This is a genomic window from Curtobacterium sp. GC_Cur_3, from assembly GCF_026544205.1.
GTDB lineage: Bacteria > Actinomycetota > Actinomycetes > Actinomycetales > Microbacteriaceae > Curtobacterium.
Genome location: NZ_JALNUI010000009.1, coordinates 89,047 through 109,138, shown reverse-complemented (window position 1 = coordinate 109,138; position 20,092 = coordinate 89,047). Strand labels below are relative to the sequence as shown.

General features: G+C 66.7%; 24 protein-coding genes and 1 pseudogene. 12 read left to right on the top strand and 13 right to left on the bottom strand.

The window, feature by feature from the left end; translation table 11 throughout:
• Positions 1-2: 2 nt before the first annotated feature.
• The 12 genes from OXR63_RS06770 to OXR63_RS18540 all read right to left on the bottom strand — a co-directional run bounded on the left by OXR63_RS06770 (position 3) and on the right by OXR63_RS18540 (position 8,201).
• On the bottom strand, positions 3-644 hold the full coding sequence (locus OXR63_RS06770; protein ID WP_194662844.1) for a hypothetical protein: 642 nt from the start codon (positions 642-644) through the stop codon (positions 3-5).
• The gene (locus tag OXR63_RS06765; protein WP_267421210.1) at positions 641-1,609 is read right to left on the bottom strand and encodes a PRC and DUF2382 domain-containing protein; all 969 of its coding nucleotides are present in this window, start codon (positions 1,607-1,609) and stop codon (positions 641-643) included. The genes OXR63_RS06770 and OXR63_RS06765 overlap by 4 nt, the downstream gene beginning before the upstream one ends.
• A gap of 301 nt (positions 1,610-1,910) precedes the next feature.
• Complete coding sequence (locus OXR63_RS06760) at positions 1,911-2,516, bottom strand: hypothetical protein (RefSeq protein WP_267421208.1); 606 nt, start codon at positions 2,514-2,516, stop codon at positions 1,911-1,913.
• Positions 2,513-3,091: a DUF6286 domain-containing protein gene (locus OXR63_RS06755; protein ID WP_267421206.1), complete on the bottom strand. Its 579-nt coding sequence runs from the start codon at positions 3,089-3,091 to the stop codon at positions 2,513-2,515. The genes OXR63_RS06760 and OXR63_RS06755 overlap by 4 nt, the downstream gene beginning before the upstream one ends.
• Positions 3,088-3,489, bottom strand: a complete 402-nt coding sequence (locus OXR63_RS06750) for a hypothetical protein (RefSeq protein WP_267421204.1) — start codon at positions 3,487-3,489, stop codon at positions 3,088-3,090. Before OXR63_RS06750 ends, OXR63_RS06755 begins: the two co-directional genes overlap by 4 nt.
• Positions 3,486-3,677, bottom strand: a complete 192-nt coding sequence (locus OXR63_RS06745; protein WP_267421202.1) for a hypothetical protein — start codon at positions 3,675-3,677, stop codon at positions 3,486-3,488. The genes OXR63_RS06750 and OXR63_RS06745 overlap by 4 nt, the downstream gene beginning before the upstream one ends.
• Positions 3,674-4,114, bottom strand: coding sequence for an Asp23/Gls24 family envelope stress response protein (locus tag OXR63_RS06740; RefSeq protein ID WP_267421200.1), 441 nt, complete (start codon positions 4,112-4,114; stop codon positions 3,674-3,676). Before OXR63_RS06740 ends, OXR63_RS06745 begins: the two co-directional genes overlap by 4 nt.
• Before the next feature lie 110 nt (positions 4,115-4,224).
• Positions 4,225-4,647: a hypothetical protein gene (locus tag OXR63_RS06735; protein ID WP_267421198.1), complete on the bottom strand. Its 423-nt coding sequence runs from the start codon at positions 4,645-4,647 to the stop codon at positions 4,225-4,227.
• Between the two features lie 2 nt (positions 4,648-4,649).
• Positions 4,650-5,351 (bottom strand): hypothetical protein, encoded by a 702-nt coding sequence (locus OXR63_RS06730; protein WP_267421197.1) that lies wholly within the window; start codon positions 5,349-5,351, stop codon positions 4,650-4,652.
• Positions 5,348-5,917 (bottom strand): RNA polymerase sigma factor, encoded by a 570-nt coding sequence (locus OXR63_RS06725; protein ID WP_267421195.1) that lies wholly within the window; start codon positions 5,915-5,917, stop codon positions 5,348-5,350. Before OXR63_RS06725 ends, OXR63_RS06730 begins: the two co-directional genes overlap by 4 nt.
• 446 nt (positions 5,918-6,363) lie before the next feature.
• Complete coding sequence (locus OXR63_RS06720) at positions 6,364-6,654, bottom strand: hypothetical protein (protein WP_267421193.1); 291 nt, start codon at positions 6,652-6,654, stop codon at positions 6,364-6,366.
• Between the two features lie 980 nt (positions 6,655-7,634).
• Positions 7,635-8,201, bottom strand: coding sequence for a DUF6578 domain-containing protein (locus tag OXR63_RS18540; protein WP_374116075.1), 567 nt, complete (start codon positions 8,199-8,201; stop codon positions 7,635-7,637).
• 61 nt (positions 8,202-8,262) lie between these two features.
• On the opposite strand from OXR63_RS18540, the gene OXR63_RS06715 reads away from it, so the two are divergent.
• The 10 genes and pseudogenes from OXR63_RS06715 to OXR63_RS06670 form a co-directional block, all read left to right on the top strand.
• Positions 8,263-8,916, top strand: coding sequence for a DUF4232 domain-containing protein (locus OXR63_RS06715; protein WP_267421191.1), 654 nt, complete (start codon positions 8,263-8,265; stop codon positions 8,914-8,916).
• A gap of 298 nt (positions 8,917-9,214) precedes the next feature.
• A complete protein-coding gene (locus OXR63_RS06710; protein WP_267421189.1) occupies positions 9,215-10,717 on the top strand; it encodes a hypothetical protein in 1,503 nt (500 codons plus the stop codon).
• Between the two features lie 535 nt (positions 10,718-11,252).
• On the top strand, positions 11,253-11,930 hold the full coding sequence (locus OXR63_RS06705; protein ID WP_194661312.1) for a hypothetical protein: 678 nt from the start codon (positions 11,253-11,255) through the stop codon (positions 11,928-11,930).
• Between the two features lie 159 nt (positions 11,931-12,089).
• Positions 12,090-12,656, top strand: a complete 567-nt coding sequence (locus OXR63_RS06700) for an RNA polymerase sigma factor (protein WP_267421188.1) — start codon at positions 12,090-12,092, stop codon at positions 12,654-12,656.
• Positions 12,657-12,783: 127 nt separating this feature from the next.
• Positions 12,784-13,932, top strand: a complete 1,149-nt coding sequence (locus OXR63_RS06695) for an ATP-binding protein (RefSeq protein WP_267421186.1) — start codon at positions 12,784-12,786, stop codon at positions 13,930-13,932.
• A gap of 77 nt (positions 13,933-14,009) precedes the next feature.
• A complete protein-coding gene (locus OXR63_RS06690; RefSeq protein WP_267421185.1) occupies positions 14,010-14,354 on the top strand; it encodes a histone-like nucleoid-structuring protein Lsr2 in 345 nt (114 codons plus the stop codon).
• 550 nt (positions 14,355-14,904) lie between these two features.
• Positions 14,905-15,411, top strand: coding sequence for an RNA polymerase sigma factor (locus OXR63_RS06685; RefSeq protein ID WP_267421184.1), 507 nt, complete (start codon positions 14,905-14,907; stop codon positions 15,409-15,411).
• Positions 15,401-16,252 (top strand): hypothetical protein, encoded by an 852-nt coding sequence (locus tag OXR63_RS06680; RefSeq protein WP_267421182.1) that lies wholly within the window; start codon positions 15,401-15,403, stop codon positions 16,250-16,252. Before OXR63_RS06685 ends, OXR63_RS06680 begins: the two co-directional genes overlap by 11 nt.
• 41 nt (positions 16,253-16,293) lie before the next feature.
• Positions 16,294-16,908, top strand: coding sequence for a hypothetical protein (locus OXR63_RS06675; protein ID WP_267421180.1), 615 nt, complete (start codon positions 16,294-16,296; stop codon positions 16,906-16,908).
• A 41-nt stretch (positions 16,909-16,949) separates the two neighbouring features.
• A pseudogene (locus OXR63_RS06670) lies at positions 16,950-17,825 on the top strand (IS30 family transposase); the annotation flags it as partial.
• A gap of 195 nt (positions 17,826-18,020) precedes the next feature.
• Here OXR63_RS06670 and OXR63_RS18530 read toward each other — a convergent pair.
• Positions 18,021-18,239 (bottom strand): aquaporin, encoded by a 219-nt coding sequence (locus tag OXR63_RS18530; protein ID WP_374116078.1) that lies wholly within the window; start codon positions 18,237-18,239, stop codon positions 18,021-18,023.
• A gap of 46 nt (positions 18,240-18,285) precedes the next feature.
• Between OXR63_RS18530 and OXR63_RS18525 the strand changes: the two genes are divergently transcribed.
• Together OXR63_RS18525 and OXR63_RS06660 are read left to right on the top strand one after the other, a co-directional pair.
• Positions 18,286-18,621 (top strand): VanZ family protein, encoded by a 336-nt coding sequence (locus OXR63_RS18525; protein ID WP_374116077.1) that lies wholly within the window; start codon positions 18,286-18,288, stop codon positions 18,619-18,621.
• Positions 18,622-18,978: 357 nt separating this feature from the next.
• A complete protein-coding gene (locus OXR63_RS06660) occupies positions 18,979-19,995 on the top strand; it encodes a zinc-dependent alcohol dehydrogenase (RefSeq protein WP_267421174.1) in 1,017 nt (338 codons plus the stop codon).
• The last annotated feature ends 97 nt before the right edge of the window (positions 19,996-20,092 follow it).

Sequence of the window (20,092 nt, the reverse complement as noted above, 5' to 3'; positions counted from 1 at the left end):
GTTCAGTTGCGGGCGAGGTTCGCGGCGTCGTGGAACCGGTCGACCTTGCGGTGGTACCGCATTCCGGCGAGACCGCCGAGGATGGCGCCGACGAGGGTCACGACCGCGACCGCGAGGATCCCGACGATGCTCGCGGCGATGTTGCTGCCGTCGACTGCGTCCGTTGGGAGTGTTCCGAGCTTGGAGAGCGCGTCGAACTTCGCGCCGGCGATCGCGCCGATGATCGCGAGGATCACGGTGACGATGATCGCCCACAGCCAAACGGCGACGCCCTGCTTGATGCCGGAGAATCGTGCCATCCGACCGGCGACGTAGCCGCCGGCGTAGTAGCTGATCAGCAGGATCACGAGCAGGATGATCGTTCCGACGATGCCAGACGTCGCCGGATTGTTCGCGGCGTCGTTGGCGGCGTTCTGTGCATCCCCGTTGCTGCTGAGGATGGCGGCTCCGATGCCGGACAAGATCGCGAGGAGGAGCACGGTCAAGCCGGTTGCGGTGAGCCAGCCGAAGAACGCGACGCCGAAGTGCATGCCGCCGAACTCGTCCTTTTGCTGCTCACGGCTCGAGCGTGCGACGCTCGCGCCGGTGTCACCAGGTCGCGGCGCCGGGCGGGACCCGGCGTCGGGTCCGAGATCGGCGCTCATCGGGTGCCCTCCGCGTCGATGTCGCTACGCCGACCGGCCGTGGTACCGGCGGTGCCGTCGACGCCGTCGACGCCGTCGACGCCGTCGAACTCGATCTGCTCCTTGCGGACCTCTTCGGTGACCTCCTGCTGCTCGGTGACGGTCTCGGTGTCGAGACGGATCCGCTCAACCGGGACGGTCTCCTTGTCGGTGACCACTTGATCCGCCATCAGCGTGACCTCGTGCTCTTCCTCGGTGAGCTCACCGCCGGACATTGCGTCGCCGACGTTCGCCTCGGTGATGGGCTCACGGGTGACGTGGACCTCGTCGTGGCTGACGGCGACGTTCTGCGTCTGCTGCTCGGTGACGATGTACTTCCGGAGGCGGGCCCGGCCAGATTCCTGCTGCCGTGTCCCGACGTGCAGTCGCTCTTCGGAGCGGGTCATCGCGTCGTCGGTGTTGGCGCCGGAGGTGTCGTGGCCGACGTCACCGGACTCGTCCCGACCGGTGCTGTCGAGGTTGGAGCGCGACGTCTCAGCGTCGTAACCGGTGGTCTCAACATCTGCGCCTTCGACGGAACCGGGAAGTTCCTGAGCGCGGTCGGTGTCCTGGTCGTAGACCTGCTGTGACTGGTTCTGCTGCCTAGTGTCCTGGTCCGCGTACGGGTCGTTCATGCCGTAGTGGCGGTACAGGTCGGCTTCCTGGTCGATCTCGAGCGACCCGTCGGTGTCGTTGCTGTGCGGAGCGTCCTTGACCTGGTCCTTAGTGTACGGAACCGTGACGTCGTCGCCGTTGGCGGTGGCGTGCTCGAGGGGAACGAAGGACTCGCCGCCGCCGAACAGGCCGGTGCGAGCGGTGACCCACTCGGGATCGCCGGTGGCGTCGTTGAGGTAGATCTGGCCGATCTTGCCGATCTTGGTACCGTCCTGGCCAATGACGTTGCCGCCGCGGGAAAGCAGCGTGTCGAGGTCGTTCGTGGTGATCATGTGGATGTCCTGTCGGGTAAGGGACGGCCAGCGTTGGCCGTCGGGAAGCGAGATGCACGTAGGGGCGTACGTCGAACGCGTGGGTGCTGCGCAACACAGCCGAAGCGTCGGGCTGCGAAGGAGAAGGACCGGCCGCGGGGACCGGGCGGGCCGGATCCGGTGGATCACGGAGGATCTATGGCGTGCTGACGTGGTGCGAGCGGCTCGGTGACAAGAGGCCGTATTACCGGTGTTCATCGGTAGCTGCATGGTCACCGTGTTTCACGGCGGAAGCTACTCCGCCGGGAGTGTGATTGCCCTGCTACTGCAGGCGGGTGGTCTTCGCGGCGCGCGCGCGGAGGCCTCCGGAGATCTGCACGAGGGCGGGAACTTGGAATCCCAGCAGCTGATCCAGTGCCGTCAATGCGCTTTCGACGGTGTTGGCGACGTCCTTCGGGGACACGCCGCGGCGGGCCGTCGCAGACACTTTCAGCACGTTCGTGCCGTTGACGTCGTACGTGCTGACGTTCGCTGCGACGATGTCGTCCCGGTCCTCGAGGGCCTGCTCGAGGGCGTCCTTCGCGACCGCGGACTTCACGATCGTGGAACCATGTTCGGTCGTCTGGTCGGAGAACAGCTCACTGGTGTGGCCGTTGCCCTGACGGATGATGAACACCAGGAGCAGGATCACCAGGAGCAGCAGCAGGGCGAGCGCTGCGACGGCCAGCCAACTGGCGCCGGTCGTCAACAGCGGTGCCGCGGCGAAGGCTCCGTCGACGTTCTTCGACACGGTCGACGCGTTGCTCTTCCACGCCGATGTCACCGATGGGACGACGGCGAGGACGATCGTCGCTGCGCCGATGATGAGCAGCAGCAGTCCGATGACGAAGATGATGGCGCGGTTCAGCCCACGGTTGGTGGTGTTCATGCGCCGACCTTCCCGGTCTTCTTGACGGTGATCTTCGATCGGAGCTTGGGCCGCATCCCGTACGCGTCGAGTTGTTGATCGACGGCATCCTTGATGGGAGCGGTGTCCGATGTCGTTCCCGAAGACGGCGTGACGTCCACGACCGCTCGGTTGTGGAACACCGAGACGTGCGTGTTGTCGGGGTCGGTGCCGCCGGCGTACGCGGCATGCCGGGCGAGCGCTGCTGCGATGACGTTGTTGTCCACGACCGTCACCGCGCGATCGGTCTCGATGACGTGGCGTGCGCGGCGGCCAGCGGTCAAGGACGCGATGACCAAGACCAGCCCGACGATGGCCAGGACGATCCCAGCGGCGAGGAGAATCCCGTACGGCAATGTGGCCGCAGACACGATGGACTGTTCCGCGTCGGTCGGTGCAACGAGCAGCGCGGGCTGTCCGATCATCGACAGCACGATCTCCGTTCCGAGCCACACCGCCACGAGGATCAGGATCACCGCGAGGGTGATCGCGAGGGCCGAGCGGGGCGAGTGCGTCTCACGGCGGGCGATGCGTCGATAGATGCTGGTGGTGCTCATCGGACCCGCCTGTTCTCTCTGATGTGCATACCGTTGATCTTCACAATCACCCTGGTCACCGTGGATCCCGTGAGCTGCTGCACTCGGGTGCGGATCTGTTCCTGCGCCAAGCGAGCCCGACCAAGGACAGATCCGCCCGACTGGGTGAGCGCCGTCGGCTCATCCATGATCCTGATCAGCGACGGAACCCCGATCGGCGTACTGACCAGCAGCGACAGATGACCAGCATCGTCCGTGAGATCGGTGCTGATCTTCCCCGCGGGTACGTGCAGGGCGTCCGCGGTGACGGCGGTGACGACCCGGTTGAGGGCGCGAGGGGCGATGCGGGTCCGGCCCGGGGCGGCCGAAGCCGCCCCGGTGCTGGAGTCGACCGGTTGCGCCGGTGCGGTGAGGGTCACGAGGATGAGCCCTTGCCGCGGACCATGTCGAGCAGTCCCTTGGCGTCGAGCTTGCCCTCGATGATCCGGCCGATCAGGGCACCGATGACCATGACGACCAGCACCAGGACGAACGCGCCGAACCCGAATGCGATCCAGGTCAGCACGAGCGTCGCGGCGACGGCCATGCCGATGGTGGTCGGAGTCACTTGACGCGGCTGTCGTCGGAGTCGTCGTCGTCGGACGGGATGTAGACGTCGGCGATAGTCACGTTGATCTCGGCGACCTCCATGCCCACGATGTCCTCGATGGCCTTCGACACGGCAGAGCGAACATCGTCCGCGACGTCCTGCAGCGACACCGGGTACTCGGCGGTGAGGGTCACGTCGACGGCGACCTGGGTTTCGCCGACCTCGACGGAGATGCCCTGGGCGTGGTTCGTCTGGCCGACCCGGTCGCGGAGCGCCCCGATGGCACGGCCGGCGCTGCCGCCGAGGGAGTGCACGCCGCGGACCTCGCGGGCGGCGATGCCGGCGACCTTGGACACGACGGCGTCGTTGATCTCGGTCTTCCCGGTCTCCACCGACTGCGCCGGGCTGGCGGTCTTCGGGGCAACGGTTGCCGGCGTGGGGGTGAGGTTCGACATGGTGTCTCCTGGGGTCGTAGTCGGCTCTCTGTTGAGAACCGTTCACTCAAGAGACGGACGCGGGAACCTGTTCGTCACACCAGCACGAAAAACTTTCCTCCGGAGCTTTCTCAGCCGCTGACCCTGGCGATCGTGAGCGTGATCAGCGGCTGGTCCGCTGTGTCATCCAGTGGGCCAGTGGTGCCGCTGAGACGATCGGCGAGGAGGTGACGGATCGAGGTGCAGAGTTGCTGCAGCACCAGGGCAGGGGTCACGGTCGAATCGATCCCGATCGACGCGCGTACAGCGGTGATCCGGCTGTCAGTGACTTCGACTGCCACGAGATCCGAAGTCCCTCCGACCACGGTCTGAAATGCCGCGAGGGCACCGGAGAGCAGCGGAACGTGTCCGGCTAGCGGATACAGCTGCACAACGCCTGGCGTGGCACGGATCATGGTCACGATCGACATGGAGAACGCATCCTCCCCCATGTCCACGGCGTCGGTACGCGCATTCGGGTTCATCACGTCATCCGTGTTCGTCGAGTCGCTCACGCTCACGTCGATCGCTCCCCCGGTCGAGGCGGGAGCACGTCGCTGACGGTGACGTCGATCGCGGCAATGAGCAGGTCAGTGTTTGTTGCGAGGGCGGAAGCGACAGCGACGCGCAAGGCGCTCACCCGGTCCGGGATGTGGGTCCCCCAGAACACGGTCACGTCCATCTGCACCGTAACCGCCGTCCCGAAGATCTCCACGTCGCCGTCAAGTCGTACGCGTCCGACGAGCACCCCGGGAACACGGTCACCGGCATCACGGACCAGTGCGCGGACCACTCCCTCGGTGATCTGCAGATGAGCGGCGCTGTCGTCGTGGTCGAACGGGATCAACCGGCCAGCGCGAGACTCCAAACTGATGTTGTCCAGCACCGACCGCATCCACGTGTCATCGGGTTCCGGCTCTTCCGCAGCGTCCGCTTCGAGCAAACCCGCCGCGGTCATGCGGAGCCGAACCAACGCGGACATCGCCATCTGGCAGGCTGCCGATTCGTCGATCTTCGGGTTCCGCGGACGCCGCCCCGCCTCGAGGTAGTCCGAAAGGTCGTCGATGCTGTAGCCGTCGAGGTCGTCCGGCTCCAACGCCAACACCTCGACCGCGGTCGCTGCATCCAGCACCGACGCGTCCGCCCCCGCAGGAACCAACGGAGCACCCGAGACAGAAACTGGCCGCTTGGGGGTAGTCGGGTCGTTGGGGGTTGTCATCGCCAGCCCTCCATTGCTCGAATCATGTTCTTCCGGGCCCGAGACAACAAACCCCGGACCGTCGACACCGGAACATCCAGTTCAGCGGCGATGTCCTGGTAACTGTAATCCGCGAACTCTTTCAGAACCCAGCACCGCCGCTGGTCCTCGGGAAGCGCCCGCAACGCTACCGACATCGCCTGCTCCCGAATCGCTGCCTCATGGAGCCGGTCAGGCCGCTCCCACTCGGGTGCTTCCTGGTCGTGGTCATCGATGTCGACATGGCTTCGGAGCGCCCGCACCCGGTCGATTGCCTTCCGAGTTGTGATCCGCAGCAACCAGCCGCGCACCACAGCCGGATCAGACAACCGCGGCAACTGCTGCCACGCGGTGACGAACACGTCCTGGGTGACATCGTCAACATCGGCAGACGAGCTCAGGACACGGCGGGCATAGGCACGCACCACGCGGCTGTACCGCCGCATCAACACCTCGAACGCCCGCACATCCCCCTCCGCAGCACGCGACGCCAACAGCGCATCCTCTGCATCCTCGAGCGCAGAACGCGCAGCAGCCTCCGGCACCACGCACCACCCTTCTACGGTGACCTCGGGTCAGCCACCATCCATCGGTTGGAACGCGACACAGACTGCCACATCGATGCAGCACCACCCAGGTCCTCCTGCTACCGCAACATCAATCTCTTCGGTTCCGCAACCCCTACCGATCGAGTCCGCGCGCCAGGCGAGAGCCGTGGTCCCCTACCCAGGAAGACCTGCTCGTTACTCAGTTGCAGAGCACCGACACGAGTATTCAGGTCGAGCGCCGCGTAAACGCGCGGAGGGTCTTGCCCGCGCAGCGCGCGTTCCACGTGGCTTCTGCGCCATCGCCAAACCACCGATGCGGCCCTTCATGACCGGCGGAGAGCATGCAGGTCCAACGATCGAACCGGCTGTCGCATCTCACGGTGGCATCGTAGGGGCAGACCCGGCGAGATTCGCGTGGTTCGACCTCGCGGGGGCACGCTAGCCGGTCAGGAGAGGGAGACGTTCGCGTGAACCTCGCGGATACGCACAGTCAGTTCCTCCACAAAGGATCGGTTGTTGTCCTCGAGTTCGTCGTCGGGAGCCACTTCGGCTGCGAGCAGAATGCCTGCCGCTAACAGCACTGACGTCTCCGAGGCGTATCCCGTCCTGTCGACGGTCGGAACGGCGATGACGTCGCTCGCTTTCATCTGGGCGAGCATCGCGGCGTAGTGGAGAACGGCATCGGCGACGTCGTCCGTGACGAGAATGGGCATACCGCCGTACACCAAGTTCTTCATGGCCTTCGACCTCTCAAGGTTGCGGGTCCACACCACGGGAGGGATCCCGCACTGGAAGGCGACACCTGTTGCACGTACTGGACAACGGAACGCGACCCGAAAATGCCAGTTGGTCCCCGGGCGGAGCGCGCCCCGTCCTGATCGGTGGGAGAGGCACCGTTCGGAGGGGCGCGACGGTGCGCGGAAAATTGTCGCGCCTGTCGTTCCGCGCCGACCATGCCGTCGTCGACAGGGTGCCGGAACGCTACGCAGCGACGTTCGCTCTGACCGCCGTTGTGCGCTATTCAGCGGACGAGTTGACCGAGGGCGTCCACAATCAGAGCTGGCGGTAGGAGGTCGGCATGAACGCATCGCAGTACGAGCGCGAGCCATCGGTTCCGCCAGCACGGATCGAGACGATGGCAGGGCTCCGACGTCGATTCCGCCGAGGGGAGGCGTCCCCCGCATCCGCGGAAGGGCACATGCCCGACCTGTTCGAGATGATTTCCGAAGCCAACGTGTTCCCATCCCAACATCGGTCTGCTCCGCCCCCTGAGGCCCAACCGAGGATTCGCCACTCGGCGACGTGCGGGGAAGCGGACGGGGTCTGATCGTTGACCCCGTCCGCTCCGGGCACGCCCGCATCGGACCGCCCTGACGAGGTCAGGAGCTTGCTCGAACCGGCCTCCCCGCGAGGGTAGGACATGCACCGCCTGGAGCACCAGGTCCAGCCTGAGCGCCAAATGACCAGCTCGAGGTGCTCCCTTGCTACCGAGAGGTATCGTGCGCAGTGCTACAGCGCGGACCCTAGCCGCGTCCGTCCACGCAGTGGACGGGGCTCGTCAGAATCAACGTCGACCCGACGACGTCGTAGCACGGGGACACCCGTTCCAGACCCGAACTGAGAACGGGTGCCCTCGCTACGACAGTTCTATCGCGCGCGGCCGACACCGCCAGACATGACGAGCGACGGCTGGGAACTGTCACGTGGGACTGTCATCTCACTCGGTGCAGATCGTGACGACGTAGCCGTAGAGGTACTCCGCTTGACCTTCGGCGAAGATGCTCGAGTACGAGCGCCATCCGGGGTGCTGAAGGCCGACGCCTCCGGCTGGATCGGTCGGTGTCCTACTGGGCCGAGCCCATGAACTCGAAGTGTCGTGCACGGGTTGCAGGCGAGCGGCACCGGCGACGGGGACGATCCCCTCAGATGCCTGTCGTTGACGGCAACGAACACTCCTGAGTTCCAGCACACGACCCCGGACCTGCCGAGCGCGTCGTCTGGCCGCGTCACCATACCCGTCGAGCTGCCACTCGAGGACGAGACGATCCCCGAACAGACGCGTTGTCCACTCCATGTCAGCCGGACACAGCTCCCAGGCGACGGCATCCCCCGGCGCCACAAGCAGGTGTTGTTCCACGACCTGCCAGTCCGTCAACCACACGAGCACGCGGGGATCATCGCACCCCAGGACCCGGAGTTCATCCTCGCGTCCCTGAAGGCGGTCGGCGTCTGTGGTCGCCCATGTGTCGACGGTTTCCGAGTCGATGACACGGGTTGTTCCCATACCAGTTCCGCGGCGGTACGAGTCTGGACGTGGAGCGGTGGCGTTGCGCTTGAGTGGTCGGATGAACACACAGTCACGTTGGACGATGGCCTCTGCTGTTGTCCTGCTCGGTGTGGTGCTTGCTGGCTGTAGCTCCACCAATACGCCGACTCCGACCACCGCGCGAACCGTCACCGGGACGATGACCGCGACGAGCTCAGCGACGCCTCCTGCTGTTCCGCCGACCGTTTCGCCGACGGATACCGCGGGCGCTGACACGGGTACTGGCGCGGCCGGCCGTGCACCTGAAGAGGACGCCCCCCGGTGCACGACTGCCCACCTCAAGGGTGATTTCGCCGGTCGGACCGCTGGCGCGTCGAACGTCGAGGAAGAGCTCCACCTGATCAACACCGGGACCACCGATTGCACGCTCCAGGGTTGGCCCGGAGTGTCCCTCGTCGGTGAGGACAACGGGACCCAGATCGGGCAGCCGGCCGAGTTCGATCGCAACACCGCCCACGGTACCGTCGCACTCAAGCCGGGGACCACCGCTGTAGCGCGGTTCCACTACGTGCAAGCCGACGCGTTCGACCCAGGCACGTGTCGGCCCGTCACGGGCGACGGGTTCCGGGTGTACCCACCGGGATCGAAGACAAGCCTGTTCATCCCCGCGGAGGGCGTGCGAGGCTGTACCGCTGGCAACGAGACGATCTTCACCATCGGCGCCCTCCACTAACCGGCCGATCGCGACGTCCGGAAGGCACTTGCTGCAGTCTCTGACGTTGACGTTGACTTTGGGGCGACGGCAGTGGTTCCTCTGCATAGAACCGGCGTCACGCACACCGCCGGCCCTGTGGGTCAGTGCCGCCAAGTACGGCGAATCATCCATCGGCGCATCGAGGGGTCGGCGGCAGGGTTGGTCTTTACGCAACTCTAAGGAGATGCTTAGGATCGGGGTGTCGTCGTTTCCTTGACGGCATCTCATCTGCGGCGCTGACCCAATCCGTCACCGTCGCCAGACCGAACGGATACCCGTGACGAAGTCGTCATGGCGGAAGCTGCTGGTCGCGCCAGCCGTGCTCTCGCTCGCGCTCGGAGGAGCGCTCCTCACTGCAACATCCGCCAGCGCCGCACCCGGCAACCTCGTGGTGACGTCGCCGACGTCCGGCCAGACCACCGCCACCCGCGACGTGGAGTTCTCCGGGACGGCTGTCGCCGGCTCGAAGATCGTGATCCACCAGGACAACCAGGCTGGCGCCGTCCTGGAGACCGTCGCGAGCGTCCCGGCCAGCGGCGCATGGTCGGTCGACCACGTGTACGCGGCGGACGCCGCCGTGGCGCAGACCGCGTTCGTCGACGGGGTCGTCGGCGGCAGCGGGTTCAGCGACGCGAAGTCTGTTTCGTTTGCCCTGCCCGCCCCGGCGGCGCAGCTCACCGTGACGAGCCCCACCGCGGGCCAGTACGTCACCTCGCGCACCGTCACCGTGACCGGTACCGGCATCCCCACGGCGAACATCACCCTGGTGCCCTCCGCCGGCACCCCGACCACCGGGATCCTCGTCGGCGCCGACGGCTCGTGGACCGGTCAGGTCACGTTCCCCGCTGACGTCGACCGCGCGCAGTCGATCACGGTCAACCAGATCCAGGGCGGAGCCGGCCGCGGGAGCCAGACGGTGAACGTCAACCTCCCCGCGACGCAGACGCTCGTCGTGACCACCCCGAAGGACGGCGACACCGCCGCCACCCGCACCGTGACGTTCTCGGGCACCGGCACCGCCGGCTCGCGGGTGTCGCTCGACGGAGACTTCCCGCTCGTGCAGGCGACCGTCGGCGACGACGGCGCCTGGAGCGTCGACGTCACCTTCGCTGAGGACGCCGCCACGGCCCAATCCGTCCGCCTGACCCAGGTCACGGGCGGCGTCGGCACCGGTGACGTCACCGTCCGCTTCTCGCTCCCCGCAGCGACCACCCCGCCGACGACGCCGATCGCGCTCGACACCCCGGTCATCACCTCGCCGGAGAACGGTGCCGAGGTCGTCGGCTCGCAGGTCACTTTCGAGGGGACCGGTACTCCGGGCAGCAACATTCTGCTCCTCGCCGTGCCCACCGACCAGGTCACCCCGACCGCACGCGCAGCCGCCCAGCCCGCCGACCCGACCGACCCGATCGTCGTCGGGACGGACGGCACCTGGGCCGTCACGCTGGCCGCCGCTCCCGGTGACTACACCGCCGCCGCGACGAGCTTCCTGCTCGGAGCCGACGGTCAGCCGGTCCTCGACACGAACGGCGACCCGGTCGTCTCCGCGCCGTCCGAGCCGGTGGAGTTCACCGTCACCGCGACCCCCGCCGCCGGAACCACGCCGGTCGGCTCCGGCACCACGCCGGTCGCCACGGGGACGGGCACCGTCACGCCGACCGGTGAGCTCGCCTTCACCGGCGCCGATATCACTCCCGCGGCGGTCATCGCCGGTCTGCTCATGCTGGCCGGCGCGGCCCTGACCGTCGTCATGGCACGTCGCCGCTCGCGCATCGCCTGAGTCGTACCGCACCACGAGGCGCCCCTCCGACCCTTGGTCGGAGGGGCGCCTTTCCTATGCCGGTGCACTAAGGCAGACGGACACATCGATCACGGTGGCCCTGTCGCGTGGACGGCACATTCAGCTCGCGCGGCGGTACCACCGACGACCACATCTCACGTGCTGACACTCGCTCTTCTCCGAGACGGGAAGCTCGTCTGGCGGGTCACTACAACCCCAATCTGAGGCGATTGGTGACGATAACGCACCAGCCCCTCCCGTTAGCCGACGCGAACTCCCGCGACCGATCCATGAGGCAACGACCGCTCCATGGCCCCCTAACAGGGCACATTTCCTACGTAAGATGTCACGATCGTGCAACGGGGTACGGGATTCCAAACCATTCGGCGGAGGCCGCCGAATACGTTGCACAGGCCGGGAAACACCCGGGGCGCTCACCAGCCGCCCATCGCTGGTTCTCCACCCTCATCGAGGGTGTGTTCGGCGCGCACACAGCAGCCGCGCCGAGCGCGACACAGCAAAGGACACGAACACCATGCGCAAGATCACCAAGACCACGGTCTCCCTCGCCGCCGCTGGCGCGATCATCCTCACCGGTGCCGGGTTCGGCGTCTCCGCCGCGCAGGCCACCCCCACGATCCACACGGTCGCCTCGTCCTCCTCCAAGATCCCCGCCCCCGTCGCGTCGGTCCCCGAGGTCCTCGGCGGCGACACCTCCGTCGCCCTCGACAAGGGCTTCACCGACGCCCTCACCTCCCTCAAGCTCACCCCCGGCGTCTCCGGCACCGCGAAGCTCGCCGACGGCGCCGTGTCGTTCCCGATCACCGCCGGGTCGGTCACGTACTGGAGCCCGGACGGCAACTACCGCCCCTACGTGCAGGGCCTGCTCAACCACGACGACTCCGGTCTGACCCTGAAGGCCGGCGACACGACCGTCACGCTGGAGAACTTCGTCGTGAACCCCGGCTCCTCCAAGCTCTACGGCGACGTCCTCGTCAACGGTGAAGTCGCCGCCCCGAACGCGTACCTGTTCTCCCTCCACGGCGGCTCGCTGAAGGCCCTCCAGCTCGAGGGTGACAACGCGATCCTGACCGGCACCACCGTCCACGTCTCCGCCGACGCCGCGAAGCTGCTCAACAGCACCTTCAAGACCGACGCCGTCAAGGCAGGCCTGCTCGTCGGGACCGCCACCATCACCGCCCAGATCAAGTAAGCACCTGATCGCAGGCCCCTTGGGTGCCTTCTGAGCCGGGGAACGGAAACAGCATCTCGCAGCAGCGAGGTGCTGTTCCCGTTTTGGGGGTCTCCGCCGCACTGCGGATACAACTACCGTGATCGACCGACCGATCGATCGGAAGGGTAGGTGAGCCGCGTGACTGCACGGACCACGGCCGCGTTCACTGATACTGGCATCGCGGCCGCGCTGGTCGCACGAGACGCAACAGCGTTCGACGGCCTCTACCGTGCGCTTGCACCCGGACTTCGGCGCTTCACGCGGAGCATCATCCGCGACGCCGACCTTGCCGAAGACGTCACACATGACGCTTTCATCGAGCTCTGGGAGCGCCCCGAACGATTCGACCCCGCCAAGGCCTCGCTGCAGTCCTGGTTGCGGACCATCGCGCACCGGCGAGCGATCGACCGCATCCGATCGAGTGAGTCCTCACGAGCCCGAGACCTCCGCATCGGAAGCCGCGAGCAGGAGTACGGCGATGCCGGCATGGATGCCGTGGACACGATGCTCATGCGGCCAATGCTCGTGACTGCCCTCGCCGGGCTCAGCGCGAAGCAACGCGACGCTGTCGTGCTGCGCTACCTCCACGAACTAACTGGGCCCGAACTTGCCGAACGGCTCGGCGTGACCGTCGGCACCGCGAAAACTCGAGCGCGCGATGGGATACTCGCGCTGCAGACACTCCTACCGGCGCGAGCCGCATGAGCAGCACGTGTAAACCGCGACCTCGCGGGGGGCAGTACACGCTGTGGGACAGTGCGCAAGGTGAGCACGACGGCAGTTGATACTCTGTTATGAAATCCCAGCTTCATAACAAACGATCGGTGATCTCATGCAGCCAAGCCCCTACACCCCAGGGGAGATTGCCCGAACTGTGCCTGGGCGTGCTCAGCAGATCGCTGAGGTCGACGAACGTCTGTCCACACTGATTGACCTCGGCCGCCTGGTGGGCCGCATCCGGGTCGACCACGCGGCCCGCGGCTTTGGGAAGACCTCCCTCCTCCGGGAATACCAGCGTCATGCTGCAGCACGTGGCGCAGTGACGGTGTGGGTGACCGCAGGCGAAGAACAGGGACTGGTGGCGCAGATCGCCGCCGAGCTCCGGCGCGCGACCGACGGGTTCAGCGGCAAAGCACGAGCGGCGCTTCGGAGCAGGATCGAGACGTTGCAGCTCTCTGTTGGGGTGCCAGGTGTCGCGACCGCGACCGGTACCTTCCACCCAGCGAACAACCGCCAAGAACTCGAGCTGTCGGGGGCGCGCGCGCTTGAGGCCGTAATCGCGGCAGCCGCCAACGAATCCCCCCTGGTCATCCTCATCGACGAAATCCAATCCGCCGACCCAGCAGGGCTTCGCACGCTGGTCTACGCCTGGCAACACCTGCAAGCCGAAGGCTCCGACGTTCGTGCAGCAGTATTCGCCGCCGGGCTCCCAAACGCGCCCGAGACGATCGCGGGGATCGTCACCTTCAGCGAACGTCTCGCGTACCGGCCCCTCGGGCCCCTGCATCGGGAGGCGGAGGAGATCGCGCTTATCGGCCCCGCACGGGCACTCGGCGTGCACTGGTCACCGCCCGCCGTCGACCGAGCTCTGGAAATCGCGCAGGGGTACCCGTACTCCGTGCAACTCATTGCGGATGCCGCGTGGACGGCCGCTGGCCGGCCGGACCCGGGCGGCATCATCGACGTCGACGCCGTCGAGCACGGCCACGTCGCAATGCAAGCGGATCTCGACGCCCTCTTCCGCGCGCGGTGGTCTGCCTGCTCACCAGCCGAACGACGCATGCTTGCCGCTATCGCGAATCTCGGCGACGGTCCAGCGTCCCGTTCATCGATCGCGGGGGCACTCAACACCAGCAGCAATCAACTCTCGACGCCCCGCGCGCGCCTGATCGACAAAGGCCTCATCCAACCCGCTAACCGCGGAATGCTCGAGTTCACCATCCCCGGCTTCGCAGCGTTCGTTCGCGACACCGAGATGTAGGGCTCCCCCGTTTCGACGCTAGAAGCGCCGACCATCTCTGTCAGGCTAGAAGTCCGTCCCACGGTTGGAGTAAGAACATGGCGCAAAAAGTCACCACACACATCGTCGATGACCTCACCGGCGACACCATCGAAGATGGTGCCGGCCGCACCGTCACCTTCGGCTTCGACGGCACCAACTACGAAATCGATCTCACCGACAATAACGCCGACGCGCTCCGCGACGCGTTCTCCGTCTACATCGCCGCCGCCCGGAAGGTCAACAGCCGCTCCGGCCGTGCCAGCACCGGGAGTGCGCCACGGCGTGGTAACTCGGAAGAACTCGGGAAGATCCGCGAGTGGGCGAACGCGAATGGACATGACGTCTCCTCGCGCGGCCGCATCAGCCAGGCAGTCCGCGATGCGTACGACGCCGCACACTGACACCACTCACCCACGCGCAACAACGGCCGGTCATCCCACGGGCTGACCGGCCGTAACTATCCGCGCCCATAGCGGTCTCTTATGTCAGCTTGAGGGCTGAGGACTTCAGCGAGCTACCTCGGTCTATCCCCTCTGCCTGACCACAGCAGCCCGCGAAGGCAACTCGAGCGTGTAGCGTTTAGCGCCCCTTCGCCGGGGCGATTTTGAGGGATAGGCTACAAGAATCTCCTGGTCAAGCGGGACATGGCCAAGTTGTCGCGGTTGACCGCATCCCTCTACACACCGGTGAGCGACCGGCTATCGGGACGGATCGGTATATCTCGTCGTACCCTCGGCGATTGTCTTCCCAGATGAACGATGCGCCCGAGTCGGGCTCAGAGATCAGACCGCGGAGCCGTTCGAGGGTGGCCGTACAAGGTCAAGGGAAAAGGGATCGCGGACCATGAGGTCATCTTCTGGTGGAGCCGAGGAAGTCGCGACACGCAGAGGGCCGGGGCAGCTTGTCAGGATCGGGCCGTGCCGGACACTTCTGGTGTGAGAGGGGGCAACCGTGGATGACGACACCCAAGCCGACGCGACACTGACGCGGCGGCTCGCGGACGGGGACCGCACGGCACTCGCCGACGCGTTCGACCGCTTCGCACCCACCCTGACCCGCTACGCATGGGCACAGGCAGACACCCCTGGCGACGCCCGAGCACTGGTGCAGGACACGTTCCGGACGCTGTGGCACGAGGCCCCCACGATCGGTCTCGTCACCGGCGCACTGCTGCCGTGGCTGCTGGTCGTGTGCCGAGACCATGCCAGGACCCAGGCGCGACGGACGACCGAGCGCGACGGCCCGCCGTCCTCATCACCGGAGGCACACCCCCTGCACTGGGTCCGCGGCGAGATCGCGGCCCTGGCGCCGACGGACCGACAGATCGTGGACCTGTGTCTGGTCGACGGGCACTCCTACGCAGAAGCGGCCCGGCTGCTCGGCCTTCGCGCACAGCCGGTCACGAAGCGCTCGTCCCGAGCCCGACAGGAGAAGGCGGTGATGCACGATGAACACTGAGCCCCCCACCGGAGACGACCTGCAGCGCATGCTCGTCACGATGAAGCAGTCCGTGCTCGACCGCGCGGAGGAACGCCGCCCGGCGCCCCGCCGACGTGGCCGTCGTGCCGGGGTCGTCATCGGCGTGATCGCGCTCCTCGGCCTCGGTGCGACGAGTGGTGGTGTGGCGCTCGGGATGATCCCGCAGCCCTTCACCGCAGCACCCGCACCCACCACGTCGCCCAGCCCGACCGAACCGGCAGCGCCGAGCACCCCCGCGGCGGCACCAGTCGAGGAGACGCCCGACCCCACACCGACGCAGGCGCCCACGCCCTCGGCCACGCCCAGGAAGGGCGCCTTCGCACTCGACGACCCGTCCACCTGGACGGTCTCGGGTGACGAATTCGGGCCTGTCGCGCTCGGCGGCACGACCGTCGGAGAGACGGACGACCTCGGAATCGCCTACGTGCGCAACTCCGCAGCTGACGTCTGTGTGCCGGAGTCTGGCGGAAGCGCATGGAAGCGTGACGGAGCCCCGCCTGTCACCGTCTTCTCCGAGAGCGGAGTGGTGATCGGCGTGCTGACCCAGCTACCCGTCGGGTCTTCGTACACCGGGACGACCGGTCCGACCACCAGCGCGGGGATCGGCATCGGCTCCACGCTCGACGAGCTCCGCGCGGCCTACCCCGAGGCTGAGGGTAAACCCTCCGGTATCGACGCTGCACGACTCCCCGCGCCCGATGCGTACTCGTCGTGGACGGTGAACGTCGGATCGGGGCCGGCCTTGTTCGTGATCGACGCTGACGGTGTCCACGTCAGGTCGGTCGAGATCACACGGGGCACCTTGACGTCCTGCGACTGACGCCTTGCGACCGGGGACAGCAACCTCGATCAACGGGCGCGTTGCCGCAGCTTTCCGGCTCAACTCGCTACGGGGTCTTTGCGCGAGCGCGGGCTGAGTTCCTTGACTCCGTCGCCCTCGGAGCCTTCGAGGCCCTGACGTTCCACGTCGATGGCCGGCCGAACACCGCCCTCGCCAACCTTCTCGTACTTCTCGCGAAGCGCGTGCACGCCCCGGAGCTCGACCGGTACAAACCGGCTCTGCGCGGCAGCGCCGACCACCTTGCCTGGCTGGACGAAGAAGACGAAGCCACTTGCTCGGCAGCCCGACAGGGGATCGGCGTCCGGGCGATGCCGATCGGCGGCAGACTGGTCCTCGTGAACGCTCGCGCCTTCGGGATCTGTGGCCTGGTCATCGCGGCTGTGCTCGCACTGACGAGCTGTAGCAAACGGGGTGCGGATGACGGGTACCTGACTCTCACGGCAGGTGAGGCGACCCTGCCTGCTTGTACGACCGCAGCGCCGGTCCTGGTTGAGACGCTGAACACGGAGCAGCTGCCGAGCTGTGACCCGATCGGGCAGACCCTAGTCTTCCCGGACGGCGAGCAGATCCAACTGCCTGAGCAACAGGGCGGCGGCGGCTCGTCGAACTCCGGATCCGAATACCGGTACGCCTAGCTCTCGACTGATCGTTGAGGGCGCCCGCCCGAGTTCCGCTGCGATCTGGCGGATACCGGCCATACGCGGCTGAGAAGCGGTGCCGCGTCCGAGCGCGCCGGCCCAAACCGCGGAAGCTGGACAGGGTCGAGCTGGCTCTGCAGGTTGAGTTGCGGTTGGTGCGGAACCGGTCCCCGGAGCAGATCCGTGATGACCTGGTCAGGTCCTTCCCGAACCGGCCGGAGATGCACGTGTCTCACGAGACGATCTACCAGTCCCTGTTCGTCCAGGGCCGGGGCCACTTGCGCGCTGACCTGCACACACACCTCCGCACCGGCCGTGCAATCCGCCGGCACCGCGGCGAGCCCAGGCGGGCTTCGTGGTCGAAGATCCGCGACATGGTCCTGATCAGTGAACGCTCCGCCGAAGCTGACGACCGGGCCGTGCCCGGCCGCTGGGAAGGCGACCTGATCGTCGGCACGAACGCCAGGAGCGCTATCGGCACTCTCGTCGAGCGCACGACCCGGTACGTGATGCTGCTGCACCTGCCTGATGGGCACAGCGCCGACGCGGTCCGCGACGCGATGATCCCCACCATCCAGACCCTGCCCGTGCATCTGCGTCGGTCGTTGACGTGGGATCAGGGCACGGAGCTTGCCCGGCACAAGGACATCACCCTCGCCACCGACTTGGCGATCTACTTCTGGGACCCCCACAAACCGTGGCAGCGCGGTTCCAACGAGAACACCAACGGCCTGCTCCGCCAGTACTTCCCGAAGTCCATCGACCTCAGCATCCACACGCCGGAACGGCTCCTCGAAGTCACCACGGAACTCAACGGACGACCCCGCAAAACGCTCGGCCACCGCACCCCGGCAGAAGCATTCGAGCAGCTACTCTCGGACCCGAAACAACCACCCGTTGCAACGACCCCTTGAAACCGCCAAATCGCAGCTCATCCGACGGAAGCCTGATTCCTTCTTCGACGGCAAGCGCGTCTTATCGCCCAGGACAACGGTCGGGCCAGGGGTAGTGACGGCCAGCGCCCGGCCGCCGTGTTCGAGCATCCGATGCTTTGGCCAATTTTGAGTTGATGAGGGGCGTGGACCCGCCGCCCAAGGACGGTTCAAGCCTCACCCATTTGCTGGGAGTAGGAGGCTCGCTATGACGCCGAGGCCGGAGCCGATCAAGGGTCCAGCGATGGGAACCCAGGCGTAGTCCCAGCGGGCTGACGGCATCCCACTGCCGCGGTAAATGATCGTGTAGATGACGCGGGGTCCGAGGTCCCGAAACGGGTTCATAGCCGCAGACGTTGGACCGCCCGCACCGATGGTGAGGACGAAGATGACCATGGCGACGGCGGCGTACCCGAGGCCCTCGTTGCCGAAGCGATAGACCATAGGTTTCGCCGAGAACGTTCTGCTCACCGCGCCGCTCGGGTTCCTCGTTCCGGCACTGACGAGGCGGCGGACCCTTTGCGCAGTGCTTCTCGTTGGCCTGGTCGTCAGCGTGAGCATCGAGGTGTTGCAGTACGCGGATGTGCGCTTGCTTTCTGGTGGACGCCTGGCCGACGTGAACAACATCATCGCGAACGTCCTGGGTGTGGCCGTCGGTTATGCCGTCTATCGAGTTTTCAGATCAGCGAGCCGCTTGCACGGCTTCTCCCAAACAGTGAGTACGTCGCCACAGGGTGATCGCGGTCGCTTTGTTCGGTGTCACGTTGACACCCGCTAGCGCGATTATCCGAACATTCAGGACCAGGACCAGGACCGTCATGGTCGAGCGAAGGAGGCCCGGACGGTATCCCTGCACTCATCCTCGCAGCGAGATTTGATTACTGCGGTAGGGGTTGCGTTCACTGCGCTCGTGGCGACCAAGGTTGTCGCCGACCTCTCGATCGCAGTGACATTCGTTGGATCGTGCGGTGCGCAGGAGTGTGCTCCAGGTCTCTTCCTAGTGCGAATTTCCTAGAGATGGCGCGCCGTCCGTCCGACGACGTCGGGATACCACGTTCGCAGTACGCCGGCGGGTCGCCGTCGCGGTCAAATGGTTCCGTCCCGAGCCGCCCGTGCTCGTGACGTGAGGAGAACCATGCGCACCGTCGTCGTCACCGGCCCCGGATCCGTCGAGATCCGCGAGGAACCCGTCCCCGAGGTCGGCCCCGCCGACGTCCTGATCGCTGTCAAGGCGTGCGGGGTCTGCGGCTCCGACGCCTTCTACGCCGCCCGCGGCGGCATCCCACCGCGCGAAGGGCGCACTCCGCTCGGACACGAGGTCGCCGGTGAGGTGGCCGTCGTCGGCGACGCGGTCGAGGGCATCGCCGTCGGCGACCACGTGGTGGTGAACCCGATGGGCGACCCACGCGGGATCATCGGCAACGGCGGCCCCACGGGCGGGCTGTCCGAGTTCCTGCTCGTCGAGCAGGCCGCGCTCGGTACCAGCGTCGCGATCGTCCCGGAGGACCTGCCGTGGCAGGTTGCCGCGCTCAACGAGCCGATGGCGGTTGCCCTGCACGCCGTGAATCGGACCGCGCCGCAGCCGGGCGACACGGTCGTCGTGTTCGGTGCCGGCCCGATTGGGCTGGGCGCCGTGATCAGTTATAAGGCGCTCGGCGTCGGGCACGTGGTCGTCGTCGACGTGATCCCCTCGCGACTCGAGAAGGCGCTGCTCGTCGGCGCCGACGCGGTCGTGAACTCGGCCGAGGAGCCACTGGACGAGCGTCTGATCGCCCTGCACGGCGAAGCGCGCGACGGCGTTGGACACGGCGGGAAGTCCGGCACCGACGTCTGGCTCGACGCCGCCGGCGTCCCTGCCACCGGGCAGACGGCGTTGCGGCTGGCGAAGCACCGCGCGACGATCGGCGTCGTGGCCGTGCACAAGCGGCCCGTGGAGGTCGACTTCGGTGACCTGCTGGCCGTCGAGCCGACGATCGTGACCGCCATGGGGTACCCGACCGAGATCTTCGACGTCACCGAGCACATTATCGCAAACCCCGGGGCGTACGCGCAGATCGTCAGCGACATCTTTCCGGCGAGCGACGTGCTCGAGGCCCTCCGGGTGGCGGCGACCCCCGGGGCGGCCGACAAGGTCGTCGTCACGTTCGACTGATGCCGGTGACCAGGAAGGCGGCTGTGCAGTACGCCGTCACGGTGTGGCGGGATCGGCCGCGGCGCGGGCTCGTGCTCGCCGTGCTGTCGGTCCCGGG